Origin of the sequence: Pseudoalteromonas sp. BDTF-M6 (assembly GCF_018334135.1) — a bacterium.
In the GTDB taxonomy this organism is placed as follows: domain Bacteria; phylum Pseudomonadota; class Gammaproteobacteria; order Enterobacterales; family Alteromonadaceae; genus Pseudoalteromonas.
This window is the reverse complement of record NZ_JAGXTQ010000003.1, coordinates 432,585-450,141: the sequence shown is the minus strand read 5'-3', so window position 1 is coordinate 450,141 and position 17,557 is coordinate 432,585. Positions and strand designations below refer to the sequence as shown.

Genomic DNA, 17,557 nt, shown 5'->3' with positions numbered 1-17,557 from the left:
AAAATGGCGGCCAGTGGCCGCCGTTTTTGTTTATGGGAGAGATTGCCTCGGGGAGTGCTTGCTTGGCAGCGGCTATTTACCTCTAAAAAACAGCACCTTGGTAACCTTGGCATTATTGATTTCGTAGCTGGCGACCACTTCGCCGCGCTTATCCACCACCTCGGGGTCTTGGCTGCATGACTCGGAGAGTTCCTGATCTATCACGTACTTACCGTGAACGATGCGTTTTATCGGTGTGCTTTTTACACAGTGCAGACTTTTAAACATGGCGCCATAGCGGGCAATTAATTGTTCCTTGCCGCTAAACATGAGTTGATCCGGGAACATGTAAAAGGAAATATCTTCGGCGAAATAGCTAATAAAGGTATCGATATCCTTGTCGTTGTAGGCGCTAAGCAGGGCGTCAACCACGGCCACAGCCTGTTGCTGGGCTTGACTTAATTGCTTGGCGGTGCGTTTTTCGAGTTGATTCTCAACCAGTTCGCTTTCTTGGCTGCTAGGCGCGGCATTGTCGTTGGCCAGGGCCGGTTGCCACAGCAGGGCCGCCAAGATAGCGACAATATGGGTTTTCATAGTTAGTCCTTTGGTTACTACCAGTATTGCTCTACGGTTATTTGCCCCGGGCTCCGGCGGCGGTTGCGATTGTAGCCTAAATCGCTTAAACATTGACTGGTTTCTTTGACCATGTCGGGATTACCGCAAATCATAAACTGTGCCACATCCGGGGTGGCCTCAAGCTGAACGTGCGCAAAAAGCTCGCCGCTTGTGATCAAGGCCGGGATACGCTGTTTGAGCGGCGTTATATCTTTCTCGCGGGTCACCACAGGCACATACTGCAATTGTGGGTGTTGTTCCTGCAGCTCCAGGATCATTTCCTTATAGCTGAGATCATCACTGTGGCGCACGCAGTGTACCAGCACTATATGTTGAAATTGTTGCCATACCTGTTGCTCTTGCAGCATAGATAAAAACGGGCCGATGGCGGTTCCTGTGCTTAACATCCACAGCTGCTCGGCGCTGGGCACCTCGTCCAGGGTGAAAAAGCCATTGCTTTGGGCGGCAATTTGCACGCTGTCGCCGGGTTGTAAGCGCGCCAGGGCCGCGGAAAGTGCGCCATCATCCACCTTGATCAGATAAAACTCCAGGTTGTTAGAGCTCGGTGGGTTCACAAAGGAGTAGGCCCGAGCCACTCTTTGGTCGCCAATTTGTAGCGCCAGTTTGGTGTATTGTCCGGCGGTGAATGGGTCAATGTCAGCGGTAACGACTAAACTAAATAGCTTTTCGTTCCACCATATCAGCCGTTTTACTTTTGCCTCTAACCAGTTCGCCATAATGTGCTCCAAAGCCTTTAACCTCAACAAGTTAAATCTGGCAATGGAATGACTTAAAGTCAATTTATGGCGCCACAAAGGGGATTGTTGGTTACATTAAGTTGCAGTTTATGGCTCCTTGATAACCCAGAAAGCCTAGTGGGCTATTGAAACCCTGCTTGGCTTTGATATACTCGCGCTCGAAGTTTCAGTAAGTAGTGAAACTTCGGAACCAGCTTTACGTTTCCCTGAACCAATCTGGAAAAATCGAGTGTCAAAGCCAAGCCTACACACATTAAACTTTTTGCCGCAGTCGCTGCTTGCGAATGTGGGGCAAAGTCGTGTGTATGGACGTGCTCTAACCATGACCTTCGCCTTCGCGTTGGTGAACTTTGCTTTACTGTTTAGCGGCACCCTGGGGGATGTGGCTGAACTGGAAGCCCTGCTTGGCAATGGCCTACAGCATGAATCTGTGCTGGTGACCTTGGCGCAATTTCTCGCCCACCCGGTGTTGAGTGCGCAGTTGCTGATTGGTTTGTGCTGGTTGTTATTTCATGTCTTTGTGGCCAAGCGCACCGGTATCTTCCTGCGCAAAGCGGCCTTTGCCTTTGTTGCGCCCACGCGCAGCCAACCGGTGCAAGATGCCCACGGTTGTCGCGCGCCACCCCTCATTGCCGGTTGATTGTCGGCACCGTTACACCTTGTTGTGCACAAGTAGGAACATGCGTCTTTCCAAGTAACGGCCTCAGTGCGTCTGCTTAATACCTGTCACTGAACACAGTCAACCCACCGCAGTATTGTTCGCGGTGCGTCGGGCACCTCTGGTTTGCATTCATTTCCGTGTGGGCTGCCAACCAAAAAATACCTTACTACCGCGAATTAATGCGCTTTGAGCATAGCTATGCCGTGCTTAAACATCTCAGGCCCCGTGCGTCGGATATACACTCGCGCGCCGGTGGCGAGGTTTAACCTTTAGGTTGTAGGGTAGTGTTTTGTTAACTCGCAAACTCTTTTCAATAGCTCTGGCCCTGATGGTGCTGGCGCTCAGCGGCTGTAGCGGCGGAGTGCTGGACCCCAAGGGGCAAATTGGCGTGGATGAGAAAAACCTCATCATTATCGCCACTCTTCTTATGTTACTTGTGGTGATCCCCGTGATTGTCATGACCTTGTATTTTGCCTGGAAATACCGTGATGGTCGTGACCATGAAATTTATGCACCCAAGTGGGCCCACTCCACCAAGATAGAAGCGGCGGTATGGACCATTCCGATTGTCATCATCATAGTGCTGGGCGTGATCACCTGGCGTTCGACCCAGTCGCTGGACCCCTATAAGCCGCTTGAAGGCAAGGGCGAGCACCTCAAGGTGCAAGTGGTGTCGTTAAACTGGAAGTGGCTGTTTATCTATCCCGAGCAGGGCATAGCCACGGTGAATGAACTGGTGTTTCCAGCCAATGTGCCGGTGGAATATAAGATCACCTCGGAAAGCACCATGAACTCTTTCTTTATCCCGCAATTGGGCAGCCAAATTTATTCTATGGCCGGCATGGAAACCCAATTACACCTGATAGCCGACGAAGCCGGCACCTTTAACGGATTTTCCGCCAACTACAGCGGCGCCGGTTTCACCGGAATGCAGTTTGATGCCATTGCCACGCCAACCCAGGCGGATTTCGATAACTGGGTGGCCGAGGTGAAGGCAAAAGGACAGACATTGGATAAGGCCGCTTACGAGCAACTTGCCGAGCCCAGTGAATACCACCCGGTTACCTACTATGGCGCCGTGGAAAACGGCTTATTCCACAGCATTGTTATGAAGTATATGCAGGGTCATGGCGAGATGAACTATTACGCTAAACCCGAGCATTCGGCGCACATCCAGCACGGCGTCGAGGAGTGAATATGAGTTTATTTGGAAAGCTATCAATCGATGCCATCCCCTACCATGAGCCCATTATTATGGTGACCTTGGCGGTGGTGGCCGTGGTCGGCTTGCTACTGGCGGCCGCGCTTACAAAATACAAAAAGTGGGGAGTGCTCTGGTCTGAGTGGATCACTTCCATCGACCATAAACGCCTGGGAGTGATGTATATCACCTTGGCGCTGATCATGCTGTTTCGCGGTTTTGCCGACGCCATTATGATGCGCACGCAACTGGCCATGGCCACCAGCGGCGCGGCGGGATATTTGCCGCCAGAACATTATGACCAAATCTTTACCGCCCATGGGGTGATCATGATCATCTTTATGGCCATGCCCTTTATGATTGGCTTGATGAACATCATAGTGCCTTTGCAAATTGGTGCCCGTGATGTGGCCTTCCCGTTTTTGAACAACCTCAGCTTTTGGTTGACCGCCGGTGGTGCCGTGTTGATCAACCTGTCTCTTGGACTGGGGGAATTTGCTAAAACCGGTTGGGTGGCGTATCCGCCTTTATCCGAGCTCTCCTTTAGCCCGGGCGTGGGGGTCGACTACTATATCTGGGCGCTGCAAATATCCGGGCTTGGCACCTTGCTGACCGCGGTGAACTTCCTGGTCACCGTATTTAAGATGCGTGCGCCGGGTATGAGCCTGATGAAAATGCCCATCTTTACCTGGACCTGTACCTGGGCCAACATCCTGATCGCCGCCTCTTTCCCTATTTTGACGGCAGTATTGGCGATGTTAACGCTTGATCGTTACCTGGACTTCCACTTCTTCACCAATGAAGCCGGTGGTAATGCCATGATGTATATCAACCTGTTTTGGGCCTGGGGTCACCCCGAGGTATATATCCTGATCTTGCCTGCTTTCGGCATTTTCTCCGAGGTGATCTCCACCTTTACCGGCAAACGCCTGTTCGGTTATAAGTCAATGGTCTATGCCAGCGGCGCCATTTCTATCCTCGGCTTTATCGTCTGGCTGCACCACTTCTTTACCATGGGCTCAAGTGCCAACGTCAACGCCTTCTTTGGGGTCATGACCATGGTGATAGCCGTGCCCACCGGGGTGAAGCTGTTTAACTGGCTATTCACCATGTATCGCGGGCGCCTGCGCATTACCGTGCCGGTGCTGTGGACCATCGGCTTTATGCTGACCTTTACCGTTGGCGGTATGACCGGCGTGTTACTGGCCATCCCGGGTGCCGACTATGTGCTGCACAACAGCCTGTTCCTGATTGCCCACTTCCATAACACCATTATCGGTGGTGCGGTGTTCGGCTACCTGGCCGGGTTTGCTTACTGGTTCCCTAAAGCCATGGGCTATAAGCTCGATGAGCGTTGGGGCAAGGCGTCTTTCTGGTGCTGGCTGGTGGGCTTCTTCGTGGCCTTTATGCCGCTGTACGTGCTGGGCTTTTTGGGTATGACCCGCCGTCTTAACCACACCAATAACCCGGATTGGAATATCTGGCTGTACATTGCCTTTGTCGGTGCGGTGATCATCATGGTTGGCATTGTCTGCCAGGTGATCCAACTGTATGTGAGCTACAAAAACCGCGAGCAGCTTAAAGACACCAGTGGCGATCCTTGGAATGGTCACACCCTGGAGTGGTCAACGGCATCACCGCCGCAATACTACAACTTTGCCAAAACTCCGGTGGTTTCGGATATCGATGCCTGGACCGAGGTGAAAGAGCAGGGCAAGGCCTATCAGCCAGGATTAAGTTACGCGCCTATCCATATGCCGAAGAACACCTCGGCGGGTGTACTGATGAGTGCCGGGATCACGCTATTTTGCTTCGCCATGATCTGGCATATCTGGTGGTTGGCCATGGTAGGCCTAGCCGGTGCCATCGCCATGTTTATTAAGCGTTGTTACACCAAGGATGTCGATTACTACGTGCCGGTTGATGAAATTGAACGCATCGAAGGCGCCCATATTCAGCAAGCTACAGCGGGAGGGTCGCTATGAGTGCCACAACTTCAGCTTCAATCAATGCCTTAGCGGGCGTGCACGCGCATGAGCACCACCATGAGCATCATGACACCGGCGGCAACACGGTATTCGGTTTTTGGTTATACCTGATGACCGACTGTTTGTTGTTTGCGTCCTTTTTTGCCACCTATGCGGTGCTCTATATGAATACCGCCGGCGGCGTGTCCGGCAAGGATATCTTTGAACTCGACTTTGTCGCAGTGGAAACGGCGGCGCTGCTGCTGAGCAGTATTACCTTTGGTTTTGCCATGATAGCCGCCAACGGCCAGAAAAAAGCACAGACTCTGGGTTGGCTGGCGGTCACTTTTGCCTTTGGTGCCGTCTTTATCGGCATGGAAGTGTATGAATTCCATCATTTGATTGCCCATGGTAACGGGCCACAGCAGAGTGCGTTTTTAACCTCCTTCTTCTCCTTGGTGGGCCTGCACGGTATGCACGTTACTGCCGGTTTGATTTGGATGACGGTGATGATGATTGAAGTGTTGCGCCGTGGTTTGGGCAAGCAAACGGTGACCCGTTTAAGCTGCCTGAGTTTGTTTTGGCACTTCTTAGACATCGTTTGGATCTGTGTGTTTAGCGTAGTGTACTTGATGGGAGCCATGTAATGAGTCATAGCGAAATTCAACAAATTGAAATAGTTGAAGAAATAAGCCATCAGCAGGCGTCTAGTCAGGTTAAAGACTATGTTATCGGCTTTGTGCTCTCGGTGTTGTTAACCGCCATCCCTTTTTGGGCGGTGATGACGGGGGCGCTGTCGCAAGGCAGTACTATGGCCACCGTGGTGGTGGCGGCCATAGTGCAAATCTGGGTGCACTTGAAATACTTCTTACACCTTAACTTTGTCACCGATGAGGGCAAGGCCAACAGTGTGTCGTTTATTTTTAGTGCCCTGATCATCGTTATGGTGGTCGGCCTGTCGGTGTGGATCATCTATGAATCCAACGCCATGATGATGTACTAAGAAAAGGGTCGTGCTTATGTTTCGTCGTTACTTTACGGTGACCAAACCTGGCATCATCATGGGGAATCTTATTTCCGTCGCGGGGGGCTTCTTGCTAGCCGCTCGCGGGGAAGTGGACCTCGCCTTGATGCTGGCAACCTTGGTCGGATTGTCTTTGGTGGTGGCCTCGGGCTGTGCCATCAATAATGTCATTGACCGCGATATCGATGCCAAGATGGCGCGCACCAAACGCCGAGTGACAGTAACGGGCGAAATGTCGGCAACGGCGGCATTGTTCCACGCCTTGGTGTTGGCGGTATTAGGTTTTGGCGCATTGTACTGGTACACCAATACCTTGGCGTTGGGCTTTGCAGCCTTTGGTTTTGTTATTTATGTAGGCGTCTATAGCCTCTATATGAAGCGCAATTCGGTGTATGGCACCCTGGTGGGCAGCTTGTCGGGGGCGGTACCGCCCGTGGTGGGCTATTGTGCGGTAAGCGGCCAGTTTGATGCCGGTGCCGCCGTCTTGCTACTGATGTTCTGCGTCTGGCAAATGCCACACTCCTACGCCATCGCTATCTTTCGCTATCAAGACTATCAAGACGCCAACATTCCTGTGCTCCCCGTGGCACAGGGAATCGAGCGGGCCAAGCGGCAAATTGTCTTGTACATCGCCTTATATGCCTTAGTGGTGATCTTGCTGCCCCTGGGTGGCTACACCGGCTTGGCCTTTACGGCGGTGGCCTGCACCACCAGTTTCTGGTGGTTGCTGATGGCGCTTCGCGGTTATCGTCGCAATATCGATGTTTCCGGTTGGGCAAGGCAGGTGTTTGCCTTTTCCATCGTTAATATCACCATTTTAAGCATTACCATGGCTGTGGATTATCATGTCGCGGGTTCACAGCTCATAGCGCTGACCTAGTTTAGGTGAGTGCGCAATAGCGGCATATTCCCAATAGTAAATGATAAGCAAAGGCTCCTCGGAGCCTTTTTTCTTACAGGCGTGCGGCCTGCTCTACGACGATTGCGTGACGCGCCGCTAAGCGGGCATGATCTCTGTCATAACCGCCGCCAATCACGGTCGCCACCGGCGTATTGTGTTGCTGACAACGGGTGAGTACCAACTGATCCCGCTGCGTTATGCCCTGCCAACTGATATCAAGTTTGCCCAGGCCATCCTCTTGCCAAATATCGACGCCCGCATCGTAGAGCACTAAATCCGGGTTTAAGCTATGCAATAAATGGCTGAGGGTGTCATCGACAATGCCCAAATATTCATCATCGCCCATATTATTGGCCAGGCCTATGTCGAGATCGCTGGCGCATTTTCGAAACGGGAAGTTCTTTTCACAGTGGATTGAACAGGTGTAGGCATAGGGCTGATGCTGTAACAGCGCCGCGGTGCCATCGCCTTGATGCACATCCAAATCAAAGATAAGCACATTGGTTACCTCGCGCGATTGGATCAGGGTCTGGGCGGTGAAGGCCAGGTCGTTGACCATGCAGTAGCCGGAGCCAAAATCATAATGCGCGTGGTGCGTACCACCGGCGAGATGACAGGCCAGCCCATGCTTTAGCGCCAGGCGGGCGGTTTTCAGTGTTCCCAGCGGGGCAGTAAAGGTACGGGCCATTAAGCTGGGTGACCAAGGTAAGCCGATGCGCCGCATGGCCTTGGCATCGAGGCGATTATGCCACAGGTCGTCGACATAGGTGTCGCAGTGCACCAAGGCGAGATCGTCCGGGTAGCCTATTTCCGGCTGATGCAGGTTGCCCTGCACTAAGCCTAACTCCTTCGCATGCTTATAAAGGCGCGCAAATTTGCTCATTACGAACCTGTGGTTGGGATCAAAACTGAATGAGTAATTTGGGTGATACACCAGGGGCAAATGCGGGTTAAAGCTCATAAGATTCGACAACGTGACTTTTGTAAAGAGTCTACCGAATGATGAACGTCTTTGCCCAGGTTTCTTCTTTATCAGGCGAGTGACGCTTTATTACCTAGGGTTACATTTTGCAACCTGATACCGACTTGAAAGCCTGATGAGCGCCCCAACTTTACTTGAGTAATCATTCAAGAATAATTAGGAGTTAATAAAATGAACCGTCAAATCCTGTTGAACTCACGCCCGGTAGGGGAGCCCACCGCCGATAATTTTCGTTTGCACCAAGGGGAGATCCCAAGCCCAAAACAGGGTGAAATGCTGCTGCGCACCGTTTATCTCTCGCTTGACCCTTATATGCGGGGACGCATGAGCGATGCCAAGTCTTACGCCGAGCCGGTTGCTCTTGGCGGGGTGATGTTTGGCGGTACGGTCGCGCAAGTAGTGGAGTCTAAACTGGATGGCTATGCCGAAGGTGACTGGGTGCTGTCGATTAATGGTTGGCAGGACTATGCCATCAGCACAGGTGAGATGGTCATTAACCTGGGTAAAAACCCAAGCAAGCCATCCTGGGCCTTGGGTGTCTTGGGAATGCCCGGCTTTACCGCCTACATGGGCTTACTGGATATCGGTAACCCTCAGCCGGGCGAAACAGTGGTGGTCGCCGCGGCCAGTGGCGCGGTGGGCTCTAATGTGGGTCAGATTGCAAAAATTAAAGGTGCCAAGGTGGTGGGTATTGCCGGTGGCGAAGAAAAATGCCGTTACGTGGTTGAAGAGCTTGGCTTTGATGCCTGTATCGATCATAAGGCCGATGATTTTGCCGAGCAATTAGCCGCCGTCTGTGACAAGGGCATCGATGTCTATTTTGAAAACGTCGGCGGTAAGGTGTTCGATGCGGTATTACCGCTATTAAATCCCTGCGCCCGTATTCCTTTGTGCGGCAATATCTCCCAGTACAATAGCGACGAGCTGCCGGCTGGGCCGGATCGCTCATACCAGTTGATGTCATTTTTGCAGGTGACGCGCGTAACGGTAAAAGGTTTTATCATTTACGATGATTACGGCCATCGTTATGACGAGTTCGCCAAGGATATGCAACAGTGGGTGAGTGAGGGCAAGATCAAGTACAAAGAGCACATGATCGAAGGCCTTGAGAATGCGCCGGCGGGATTGAACGACGTACTCAACGGGCGTAACTTCGGCAAAATGGTCGTCAAAATTAACGAACCGCTTTAACCAGGAAAGAAAAAGCCGAGTTTAACTCGGCTTTTTTATCTTCTTTTTACTCAACTTTATTGAGTATTCTCAGGCTCTGATATGAGTAGTCACTTGCACCACTTTTTACTGCAAAGCTGTAACTAAAGACGGTCTGACCAGCCTCGCTGTGCAGCGGACGTAGCGAACGCATAAAATACATTGCTTCCGGAGTCGCCAGCGTCTCGGTATAACATTCATCATAGCTTGTAGCAGTAGGACAATAATAGCTTGAGATAAACTGAATTCTACCTTGCTCATCAAGCTTCCATAGGTCTCGTCCACTGTAGAAATCATCCACGCTTGGCTGATAATCAAAGAGCTCGCTATAATTGCCAAAGCCGCCGCCGTGCAACCACATATAATTGGTGGTGTCTTTCATATCCAAGCTGATGAATGCATCCTGATGCTGGTATATGCCGATAACATCGCTCAGCGTGTTAGCCGATGCCAGGTTGGTATCCACCTCCATAAAGGGGTAGGCAAGATAACTTTCTGACTCTGCAAAATATCGCGCAGCCCAGGTTATCTCTCCATTACTAAAGAAACTGTATTCCGTGGTCGTTGTTCCATCATTTACCGCCAGAACATCTGCTCCTTGAGTCAGTGTGAGCGTGCGTTCCTCAGTTTGTTGGTTTTTGGGACTGTAAATGTGCGTTGTAGCCTTGGTTGCCGACTCCAGCGTGAGTACCGTACCGCCAATCAAATACTCTTCTTCACCTACTGTGGTTGCCTCAGTAATAAAGCGCCCCGAGTAACTGGCACCAGTCGCCAGCGCCGGCGCAGAGATCTTATCTACCTTACTATAAATGAGCACATCCGCTTGCGGCATGAGTGCGTCTTCGAGCTCACTCGGATTAAGCAAGCTAATACCTTGCGACTCTGCCTTTAAATCATTGTGGTGCAGTAACTCAATGGCTAAACCTTGCTCCGTCTGCGCCAGTACTTTTATACCGTCTATATAATGGGTAAAAAATAAATCTACATAGTTATAATCTATATCATGGAATGAGCTGTAAAAATCCTCAGAAAGCTCCGAAAGGACGAGTTGATTACCTTCTATCTGGGTATTGATAGCCGTGCTATTGAAGTCTTTCCCTTTTATTCTTGCATAGAATACAGGCAGACTGGCTTTATCTGCGCTTGGCTCAAGATGGCCGACCCCATAATAGCTCGAAGGTTCGTCGATGAAGAAATAGCTGTGTTGTAACTCAGGCTGGACCGTTTTAGTTAAATTCATAACGGTTTCTGTTTCATCCGTGCTCAGCACCACACGAATCTTACCTTGTTCCTGAGCAACAACTTCGAATTCCAGCGAGTCATATTCTGTGCATGATAGACAGGCATATTTTTTGATATCCGTAGTAAAACCCGTGTCACTCACTTCATAGGAAAAATGATGGATATCACCATTAACATCGGTCATAACGCCGTTGTTGCTCTCGGTGAATGCTAACGAATTACCGTTAACAGGGTTAGTCCATAAACCTTCGAGCACACCATCACCAAGTGCAATGTCTTGCCATTTATCCGGGTTATCTGCGACGGTCAATGTCAGTTGATAATCGACACTGGCCTTGCCATCGCTGACTTGTAAAGTAACTTCGTGTTCGCCAATATCAAAAAAGCCTGGAGCGAGAGTTAAGGTTAGCTGTGAGTTTGCTACCTCTGTGCTTAACCAGTCCGGCTGCTGCTTTTACCTCGTAAGTGAGGGTGCCGCTAAGGGTTGGTGGAGTGTTTGTGGTTACCGGAGACGGAGTCGAATCGTCATTATTATCTGAGCCTCCACAACCTACTAATGTTGCAGAGATAAGAGCGGCTAGCGTGAGCTTCTTCATGGATAATTCCTTTATCATTGTTAGTATTTTGTAATAACAATGTGATTATATTCTCTTTTTCGGGACGGTTTCTAGTCATTTATTCCGTTATTTCCGCGTATTTAGTGCATAGCCTGCTTATATTTTAACTAGATATAGGGGTAAATCGCCCTTCAAATGCCAATAAAACGCCTTATGTAATGTTAAGTAATGTTAATGAAGAGGGGCTTGATATATCATGCCCGCCATCCGAGCGTCTGCTATCTGGCCTGCTGCATGCTTGCCGCATAGCCTGGCGTTAGCAAAGCAATAATAAATCCAATTAATGAGAAAAACGCAATGACAACAAAAATAGCGCTGCCTCTGGCCGTGTGCTTTATGCTGAGTGCCTGTGACTCCAACGATACTCAAACCCAGGAGCCACCCGCCGTTGAGGCCTCTGCGGTAGAAATTGAGCTGCAAAGCCTGATCGCCACAGAGCAGATCACGCCATTAGTTCCACCGCAAGAGGCCGTCGCCATCGACAGCCCGTTGGCACAATTAGGCAAGCAGCTATTTTTTACCAAAGCGCTTAGCGGCAATTTAGACACCGCCTGTGCAAGCTGCCATCACCCCAATTTAGGCGGCGGCGATGCCCTGGCCTTGCCGGTGGGCGTTGAAGCGCTGGAGCCGGACTTACTTGGGCCGGGCCGCCTTCATGATGCCAATGGTTATCACCACGATGACGGACCTACCGTGCCGCGCAACTCCCCCAGCACCTTTAACCTGGCGTTTTATCAGCGCACCCTGTTCCATGATGGGCGTATCGAAGTGCTAGATGAAACAGGCGATATGCGCACGCCCGATTCGTTATTCGGCGAGCGCGATGACAAGGCCGGCGTTTCCCTGGCACAGGCGCAAGCGCGATTCCCGGTGACCTCAAAAGAGGAGATGCGTGGTTTTGACTTTGTTGCCAATGGCAATAACCATGATTTACGTGCCGCATTACAAGCGCGTTTTCAGGGCGACACCAATGAGCTGGCCATTAACAACTGGCTGGAGGCCTTTCGTCAGGGTTTAGAGCAAGCCGATGGCAGTGCAAGCGCCTTGCTGACCTTTGACAACATCACCCTGGCCATTGCCGCCTATGAAAATTCCCAGGTGCTTATCGACAACCCCTGGGCGGCGTATTTACAAGGCGAGCAGGATGCTATTAGCGAGCAAGCCAAGCGCGGGGCGCTGCTTTTTTACAAATCCAGCGAGCAGGGCGGCTTTGCCTGTGCCAGTTGCCATCAGGGAGGCTTTTTCACCGATGAGTCGTTCCATGTGCTAGCGGTGCCGCAGATAGGCCGTGGTAAAGGTGATGGTGCTTGGGGAGACGATGACTTTGGTCGTTATCGTGAAACCAAGGTTGCCGATGACAAATATGCATTTAGAACGCCGACCCTGCTGAATGTCACGCAAACCGGGCCTTGGGGGCACAGTGGTGCTTTTAGCGAGCTGAGCGACATGCTGGTGCATCACCTGCAACCTCATCAAAGCATCAATGATTATGTGCCCGATGACACTCAGCCGGGAATACAAATGAGCCACTGGAGAGATAACACCGAGCAGGCATTGGCACAACTGGATAAACTGCAAAGTGAGGGTAAGTCACAGTTGCAGCCAAGCAGCTATGATGCACAGCAAATCGAAGACTTATTGGCATTTTTGGCCACCCTCACCGATCCCTGTACACAAACACCCAGTTGCATGAACAAATGGGTGCCCGGTGCGGATGAGCAAGACGCCGACGGTTTGCGCCTGCAGGCCTATGATGGGGATGGCAACCTGCTGTAACCCTGAGACGCGGCGTTACAGTGTGTTGCTTATTACACAGTTACGCCGCAAGCGCTTGCCTCGATACAGGCATAGGTCGGCTTGCTTAAACAGGGCGTTCACCTGAGCCTTGGTGTATTCGGTGCTGGAGACACCCAAGGTGGCGGTGACCTCTATCAGCTCCTGATTAATGCAGATGCTGGCGTGGGCGATCTTCTCGCGAATTTTTTCGGCCACATGCACCCCTTGTTCCTGTGTGGTGTTGGGCAAAATAATGGCAAATTCCTCTCCGCCAATGCGGGCCACGATATCGTATTTACGGATCACCGTATTGAGTAACTGGGCCACGGTTTGCAGCACCAGATCGCCACCATGATGGCCGAAGTTATCATTAATTTGTTTAAACAAGTCGAGGTCAAGAATGATCAAGGCCAGGGTCTGTTCTTCGCGCACTGCCTGATCCAGGCGCAGTTGCAACTGCTCAAAGAAATAACGGCGATTATAAAGTCCGGTGAGGGGATCCGTGGTCGACTCTTTACGCAAACGCAGTTCCAGCAGTTTGCGCTCGGTAATATCGATCACCATGCCGGTCCACATAATGCCACCGTCGGTTTGTCGCTGCGGTATGGCATGGGCAAACAACCACTTGTAACCGACGCTCAGGGTGACCTTAAATTCACATTCGAAGTCTTCCAGCTTGGCGGCCGAGTGCACGATTTCTTCAAGCATATTCTCTCTGTCGCCGTGGGCGACCTTGCTTAACATGCGTGCCGGGTTTTGCAGCGCCTGCTCCGGCGTTACCTCAAAAATACGTTTCACCCCTTCACTGGCATAGAGAAAATGCCAGGAGCGCGAGGCCGTTAACACAAATTGATAGATCATACCGGGGATGATCTGCGCCAGGGCATCCATGCGGGTGTGCAGGCTCATATTCTCAGTTTTATCGAACAGTGAACCAACCAGGGCATCCGCCGCGCCATTGTTGCCTTTTGGCGCTTTCAGGCGCTGGCTGTGCTCACACAGCCACACATAATGGCCCTGACTATGGCGAAAGCGATAGTCACATTTACACACGCCCCGGGCACCTTGAGCAAGCCAATGATTATATTCCGCCTGCAGCGCTTCTCTGTCTTCCGGGTGTATTTGCGCCAGCCACCAATGACTGTTGCGTTGAATGCTGGCAACGTTGTAGCCGGTGATGCGCTCAACCTCGACCGACATATAGGTAAAGTGGCCCAGGCGATTGAGTGGGCTCTTAAACACCGCCGCCGGCAGACTATCGATAATGGAGTTGAGCTCGTTGCGCACCTGTTGTAGCTCATTAATGGTGTTGATGCGGGCGCTGATATCTATATGGGTGCCGGTGATCCACTCCGGCTGGTTGTCGACGGTGCGGGTAGCTACCCGGCCGCAATCCCGAACCCAGACCCAATGCCCGTCCTTGTGCTTTAAGCGCACCTCGCACAGGTAATCCTCGTCATCACCACAAAAGTGGCGTTCCAAGGCGCTGTTTGAGCGCTTAATATCATCCGGGTGGGCAAATTCAAGCCAGGTTTCAATGGAGATGGGGGAGAGCTCTTCCAGGGTATAACCGATAATTTGTGCCCAGCGCTCATTTAAGATCACCTCGCCGGTTTGATAGTTCCACTCCCAGGTGCCGGCGCGGGTACTGTTGATAATGGTTTGCAAACGCTCGGCATAACTGAGCTGGTGGTAGCCGGACAGGCGCCTTTGCAGGGAAACCATAATATACGCCTGCTCGCCGCAACACACATGTAAGTCACCCTGATACTCGCCGTTCTCGCACTCGGTTTCTACCCAATAATGTTCGTCCAGAAGCAAGGCTCTGAAATCCAGGGTTTCGACACTGGTGCGAAAAGCAAACTCATCTATGTGTAAGCCCAGGTAACGTTGCAAATGGCGTGGGAAGACCGCATTGCAAAGACCGCCACAATCGAAAAGCAAGATGATGGTATTTTCGTTGTTGCTCAAGTTGGTTCCTACAACTGTTTAGCTAAGAGTTATCGAGCCTGATTCTTTAGTATTAGTTGTTGGTGGCAGAGCGCTCGGTGTTAGAAAAAAGTATAGTGGAGGGATTTTTATCTGCGAACTTTTGTTCAGTTTTCATTAAGAGTTTTGAGCGTGTGTAAATAAGTGTAAAGAATCCGTTGGTTTATCTGGGGTTCATGGAGTCGCCACTAGAGTAAAGATATTACAAAGAGGTCAACTGACCGAAAAAGGAGGTCCTTATGCGACTCACTACATTTGTTATCGGTGCAGCACTATTTTGTTTGGCACCCCTGGATGCGGCTCTGGCGAAACCCGATCACTTTATGCCGCCAGGCCAAGAGAAAAAGCTGGTGAATCACGACGATCGTGATCACAAATATCGCCATGAAGGCGACAGAAAGCGGTATGACCGTCACGAGCGCGACAGAAAGCGCCATAAGCATGATCGCAAACATAAAAGGGATCGTCATTATGACCGTCACCATGATCGCCACTACTATGGCCATCATAAAAAGCATAAACGTAATCGTCACTACTACTGCGACCATTACAGCCATCGCCGCCATGACCGCTACTGGCGTGTAGGTCATCATATTGATTACGACCTATACCGCCATGGCAGAATACTGCGCCGCGACCGCCACGGTCATGTGATTGTCGATATGCACGGCGACATTTTCCGGGTACTGGAAAACAGCCTGGAGATAGTCGAAATCCTAAGCCGTCGCCACTAATTAAGATACGCACCAGAACGCCCCGCAAGGGGCGTTTTTTTGTGCCAGGAAAAGCGTGCCGGCCTTTGTTATTGCTATTTGGTGTGTTACTTTTCTTTCATAACTATAAGTAGTAGAAAGGATTCTTCTTGAGCGCTCAGTTTTATAACCAGCATGCTTCGCAATTGGCGGAGCAATACCTCAGTACCGACTTTGAAAAGGTGCATGCGTCCTGGTTGCATCTGCTTAAACCACTACTAAATAGATCACAATGTCGCATGCTGGACATTGGTGCGGGAGCGGGTCGGGACGCCTTATATCTGGCTCAGCACGGACAGGATGTTGAGGTTTATGCGGTGGAACCAGCCAAAATGCTTGCCGAGCTAGGTGCCAGGCATACACAGGATCATGCCGTGCATTGGCTTGAAGACTCATTGCCGGCACTCGAGCGTGTTACCAGCAAAGAAATCAGCTTTGACCTTATTTTGCTCAGTGCCGTGTGGATGCATATTCCCGAGGGGCAACGTCCGCGAGCGATCCGCAAGCTGGCAAACTTATTGAAGCCCGGTGGTCAACTGGTGATCTCCCTGCGTCATGGGCAAGGAGAGGTCGAACTTAAAGAGCGAGGCATGTATCAGGTATGCGCCGATACACTAAAGCAATTAGCAACGCAAGTTGGCTTGCAGTGTATTCTCTGCACCGAGCGACAAACCGATGAGCTTAACCGCGCAGGCGTACATTGGCAAACAGTGGTACTGCGCTTGCCGGATGACGGCAGCGGCTCCTTTAGTTTAATTCGTCATGTAGCCCTCAATGATGGTAAATCTGCGACTCATAAATTGGCATTGATGCGGGTGTTGTTGCGTATTGCCGATGGCCACCCCGGAGCCGTGATACGCAGGGAGGACAACCGCGTCATACTGCCAGCGGGTTTGGTAGCTCTTTATTGGTGCCATCAATATAAAGATCTAATCGACCATTACGATCTTTTCCAAACGCCGAATGCCAGCCCAAACATGGGGTTTATGAAAGAGGGTGGCTGGCATAAATTAAGGCACTTAGGTTCAACTGACTTTCGCGTTGGCAACCTATTTGCTGGTGAGGATGCGCTTGCTTTGCACCGCACCCTTTCCCATGCGGTGCAGAATATTCGCGATATGCCCTGCAAATACATTACCTTCCCCAATACAGAGCAGTGCGTATTTGAGCTTGCGAACCAAGTTGTTCGTGCCAAGGACACTCTGTTTTTAGATTTTGAGAGCCTGTGTCAATGGGGGGAGTTTTCGCTTCCCGAACATGTTTGGACGGCACTGAATCGCTACGCCTGTTGGATTGAGCCGGTGCTAGTCAGCGAATGGGCAAGAACCATGGCTAATTATCGCGGTAATGCAATTCACTTAAAGCAGCAGCCATATATCTTTTCTCAGGCATTAAACTGGCTTGACCCTAAGCGCACGACCACAGAAGTGCGCCAGCGAGTGACCGAGATGGCCGAAGAGGGTGATGCGATTCATTGTGTCTGGACGCAACGTTCGCTGCAGCAAGGTTTTGATGTTGATCATTGCATGCCTTTTTCACGCTGGCCAAACAACGATTTATGGAATTTATTACCGAGTACACCCAAAGCGAACAATGAAAAGCGCGACCGCCTGCCCAGCAATACCCGTTTGCTTCATGCAGGGGAACATATACGCCACTGGTGGCAACAAGCCTGGGAAACGGAAAAAGAGAGCGTGCTTTCGCAGCGCTTTTTCGCCGAGGCGAATCTGGCGCTACCGGGCTTAGGAGTGGGCAATCGTTCGATAGACGAGTTGTTTGCCGCTTTGGTATTGCAGCGCGGGCGTTTACGTGAACTGCAGCAGTTGCAGGAGTGGTAACTTATCGGCTCTATTGCACTTTTTAACACAATAAAATGGCGCCCAT

At 51.1% G+C, this 17,557-nt stretch carries 15 protein-coding genes; 10 read left to right on the top strand and 5 right to left on the bottom strand.

Going from position 1 to position 17,557, the window contains the following annotated elements; translation table 11 throughout:
- Window positions 1-72: 72 nt before the first annotated feature.
- Window positions 73-573: a nuclear transport factor 2 family protein gene (locus KD147_RS09215; protein WP_212547625.1), complete on the bottom strand. Its 501-nt coding sequence runs from the start codon at window positions 571-573 to the stop codon at window positions 73-75.
- A 17-nt stretch (window positions 574-590) separates the two neighbouring features.
- Complete coding sequence (locus tag KD147_RS09210) at window positions 591-1,331, bottom strand: ferredoxin--NADP reductase (RefSeq protein ID WP_212547624.1); 741 nt, start codon at window positions 1,329-1,331, stop codon at window positions 591-593.
- Window positions 1,332-1,581: 250 nt separating this feature from the next.
- On the opposite strand from KD147_RS09210, the gene KD147_RS09205 reads away from it, so the two are divergent.
- From KD147_RS09205 to cyoE, 6 genes are all read left to right on the top strand, one after another.
- On the top strand, window positions 1,582-1,992 hold the full coding sequence (locus KD147_RS09205; protein WP_212547623.1) for a hypothetical protein: 411 nt from the start codon (window positions 1,582-1,584) through the stop codon (window positions 1,990-1,992).
- A gap of 310 nt (window positions 1,993-2,302) precedes the next feature.
- Window positions 2,303-3,208: a ubiquinol oxidase subunit II gene (cyoA, locus tag KD147_RS09200; protein WP_212547622.1), complete on the top strand. Its 906-nt coding sequence runs from the start codon at window positions 2,303-2,305 to the stop codon at window positions 3,206-3,208.
- A gap of 2 nt (window positions 3,209-3,210) precedes the next feature.
- Complete coding sequence (cyoB, locus tag KD147_RS09195; protein WP_212547621.1) at window positions 3,211-5,199, top strand: cytochrome o ubiquinol oxidase subunit I; 1,989 nt, start codon at window positions 3,211-3,213, stop codon at window positions 5,197-5,199.
- Window positions 5,196-5,828 carry a cytochrome o ubiquinol oxidase subunit III gene (gene cyoC, locus KD147_RS09190; protein WP_212547620.1) on the top strand — a complete coding sequence of 211 codons (633 nt, stop codon included), beginning with the start codon at window positions 5,196-5,198 and terminating at the stop codon, window positions 5,826-5,828. The genes cyoB and cyoC overlap by 4 nt, the downstream gene beginning before the upstream one ends.
- On the top strand, window positions 5,828-6,184 hold the full coding sequence (cyoD, locus tag KD147_RS09185) for a cytochrome o ubiquinol oxidase subunit IV (RefSeq protein ID WP_105214483.1): 357 nt from the start codon (window positions 5,828-5,830) through the stop codon (window positions 6,182-6,184). The genes cyoC and cyoD overlap by 1 nt, the downstream gene beginning before the upstream one ends.
- A 16-nt stretch (window positions 6,185-6,200) precedes the next feature.
- Window positions 6,201-7,085, top strand: coding sequence for a heme o synthase (gene cyoE / locus KD147_RS09180; protein ID WP_212547726.1), 885 nt, complete (start codon window positions 6,201-6,203; stop codon window positions 7,083-7,085).
- A 73-nt stretch (window positions 7,086-7,158) separates the two neighbouring features.
- Here cyoE and KD147_RS09175 read toward each other — a convergent pair whose 3' ends face one another.
- The gene (locus KD147_RS09175) at window positions 7,159-8,067 is read right to left on the bottom strand and encodes a histone deacetylase family protein (RefSeq protein WP_212547619.1); all 909 of its coding nucleotides are present in this window, start codon (window positions 8,065-8,067) and stop codon (window positions 7,159-7,161) included.
- Window positions 8,068-8,259: 192 nt separating this feature from the next.
- Here KD147_RS09175 and curA point away from each other — a divergent pair, with 192 nt between their 5' ends.
- The gene (gene curA / locus KD147_RS09170; protein ID WP_212547618.1) at window positions 8,260-9,279 is read left to right on the top strand and encodes an NADPH-dependent curcumin/dihydrocurcumin reductase; all 1,020 of its coding nucleotides are present in this window, start codon (window positions 8,260-8,262) and stop codon (window positions 9,277-9,279) included.
- A 46-nt stretch (window positions 9,280-9,325) separates the two neighbouring features.
- On the opposite strand, the gene KD147_RS09165 is transcribed toward curA, so the two are convergent.
- Window positions 9,326-10,849 carry a hypothetical protein gene (locus KD147_RS09165; RefSeq protein ID WP_212547617.1) on the bottom strand — a complete coding sequence of 508 codons (1,524 nt, stop codon included), beginning with the start codon at window positions 10,847-10,849 and terminating at the stop codon, window positions 9,326-9,328.
- Window positions 10,850-11,453: 604 nt separating this feature from the next.
- Between KD147_RS09165 and KD147_RS09160 the strand changes: the two genes are divergently transcribed.
- The gene (locus tag KD147_RS09160) at window positions 11,454-12,932 is read left to right on the top strand and encodes a cytochrome-c peroxidase (protein ID WP_212547616.1); all 1,479 of its coding nucleotides are present in this window, start codon (window positions 11,454-11,456) and stop codon (window positions 12,930-12,932) included.
- Between the two features lie 15 nt (window positions 12,933-12,947).
- Here the strand turns inward: KD147_RS09160 and KD147_RS09155 are convergent, their stop codons facing one another.
- On the bottom strand, window positions 12,948-14,903 hold the full coding sequence (locus tag KD147_RS09155; protein ID WP_212547615.1) for a GGDEF domain-containing protein: 1,956 nt from the start codon (window positions 14,901-14,903) through the stop codon (window positions 12,948-12,950).
- Window positions 14,904-15,160: 257 nt separating this feature from the next.
- On the opposite strand from KD147_RS09155, the gene KD147_RS09150 reads away from it, so the two are divergent.
- On the top strand, window positions 15,161-15,655 hold the full coding sequence (locus KD147_RS09150; protein WP_105254423.1) for a hypothetical protein: 495 nt from the start codon (window positions 15,161-15,163) through the stop codon (window positions 15,653-15,655).
- Window positions 15,656-15,783: 128 nt separating this feature from the next.
- Window positions 15,784-17,511 (top strand): class I SAM-dependent methyltransferase, encoded by a 1,728-nt coding sequence (locus tag KD147_RS09145; RefSeq protein WP_212547614.1) that lies wholly within the window; start codon window positions 15,784-15,786, stop codon window positions 17,509-17,511.
- The last annotated feature ends 46 nt before the right edge of the window (window positions 17,512-17,557 follow it).

Coding starts and splice junctions, on each gene's coding strand:
- KD147_RS09215 (WP_212547625.1), bottom strand. CDS start 573: ATGAAAACCCATATTGTCGCTATCTTGGCGGCCCTGCTGTGGCAACCG.
- KD147_RS09210 (WP_212547624.1), bottom strand. CDS start 1,331: ATGGCGAACTGGTTAGAGGCAAAAGTAAAACGGCTGATATGGTGGAAC.
- cyoB (WP_212547621.1), top strand. CDS start 3,211: ATGAGTTTATTTGGAAAGCTATCAATCGATGCCATCCCCTACCATGAG.
- cyoC (WP_212547620.1), top strand. CDS start 5,196: ATGAGTGCCACAACTTCAGCTTCAATCAATGCCTTAGCGGGCGTGCAC.
- cyoD (WP_105214483.1), top strand. CDS start 5,828: ATGAGTCATAGCGAAATTCAACAAATTGAAATAGTTGAAGAAATAAGC.
- cyoE (WP_212547726.1), top strand. CDS start 6,201: ATGTTTCGTCGTTACTTTACGGTGACCAAACCTGGCATCATCATGGGG.
- KD147_RS09175 (WP_212547619.1), bottom strand. CDS start 8,067: ATGAGCTTTAACCCGCATTTGCCCCTGGTGTATCACCCAAATTACTCA.
- curA (WP_212547618.1), top strand. CDS start 8,260: ATGAACCGTCAAATCCTGTTGAACTCACGCCCGGTAGGGGAGCCCACC.
- KD147_RS09160 (WP_212547616.1), top strand. CDS start 11,454: ATGACAACAAAAATAGCGCTGCCTCTGGCCGTGTGCTTTATGCTGAGT.
- KD147_RS09150 (WP_105254423.1), top strand. CDS start 15,161: ATGCGACTCACTACATTTGTTATCGGTGCAGCACTATTTTGTTTGGCA.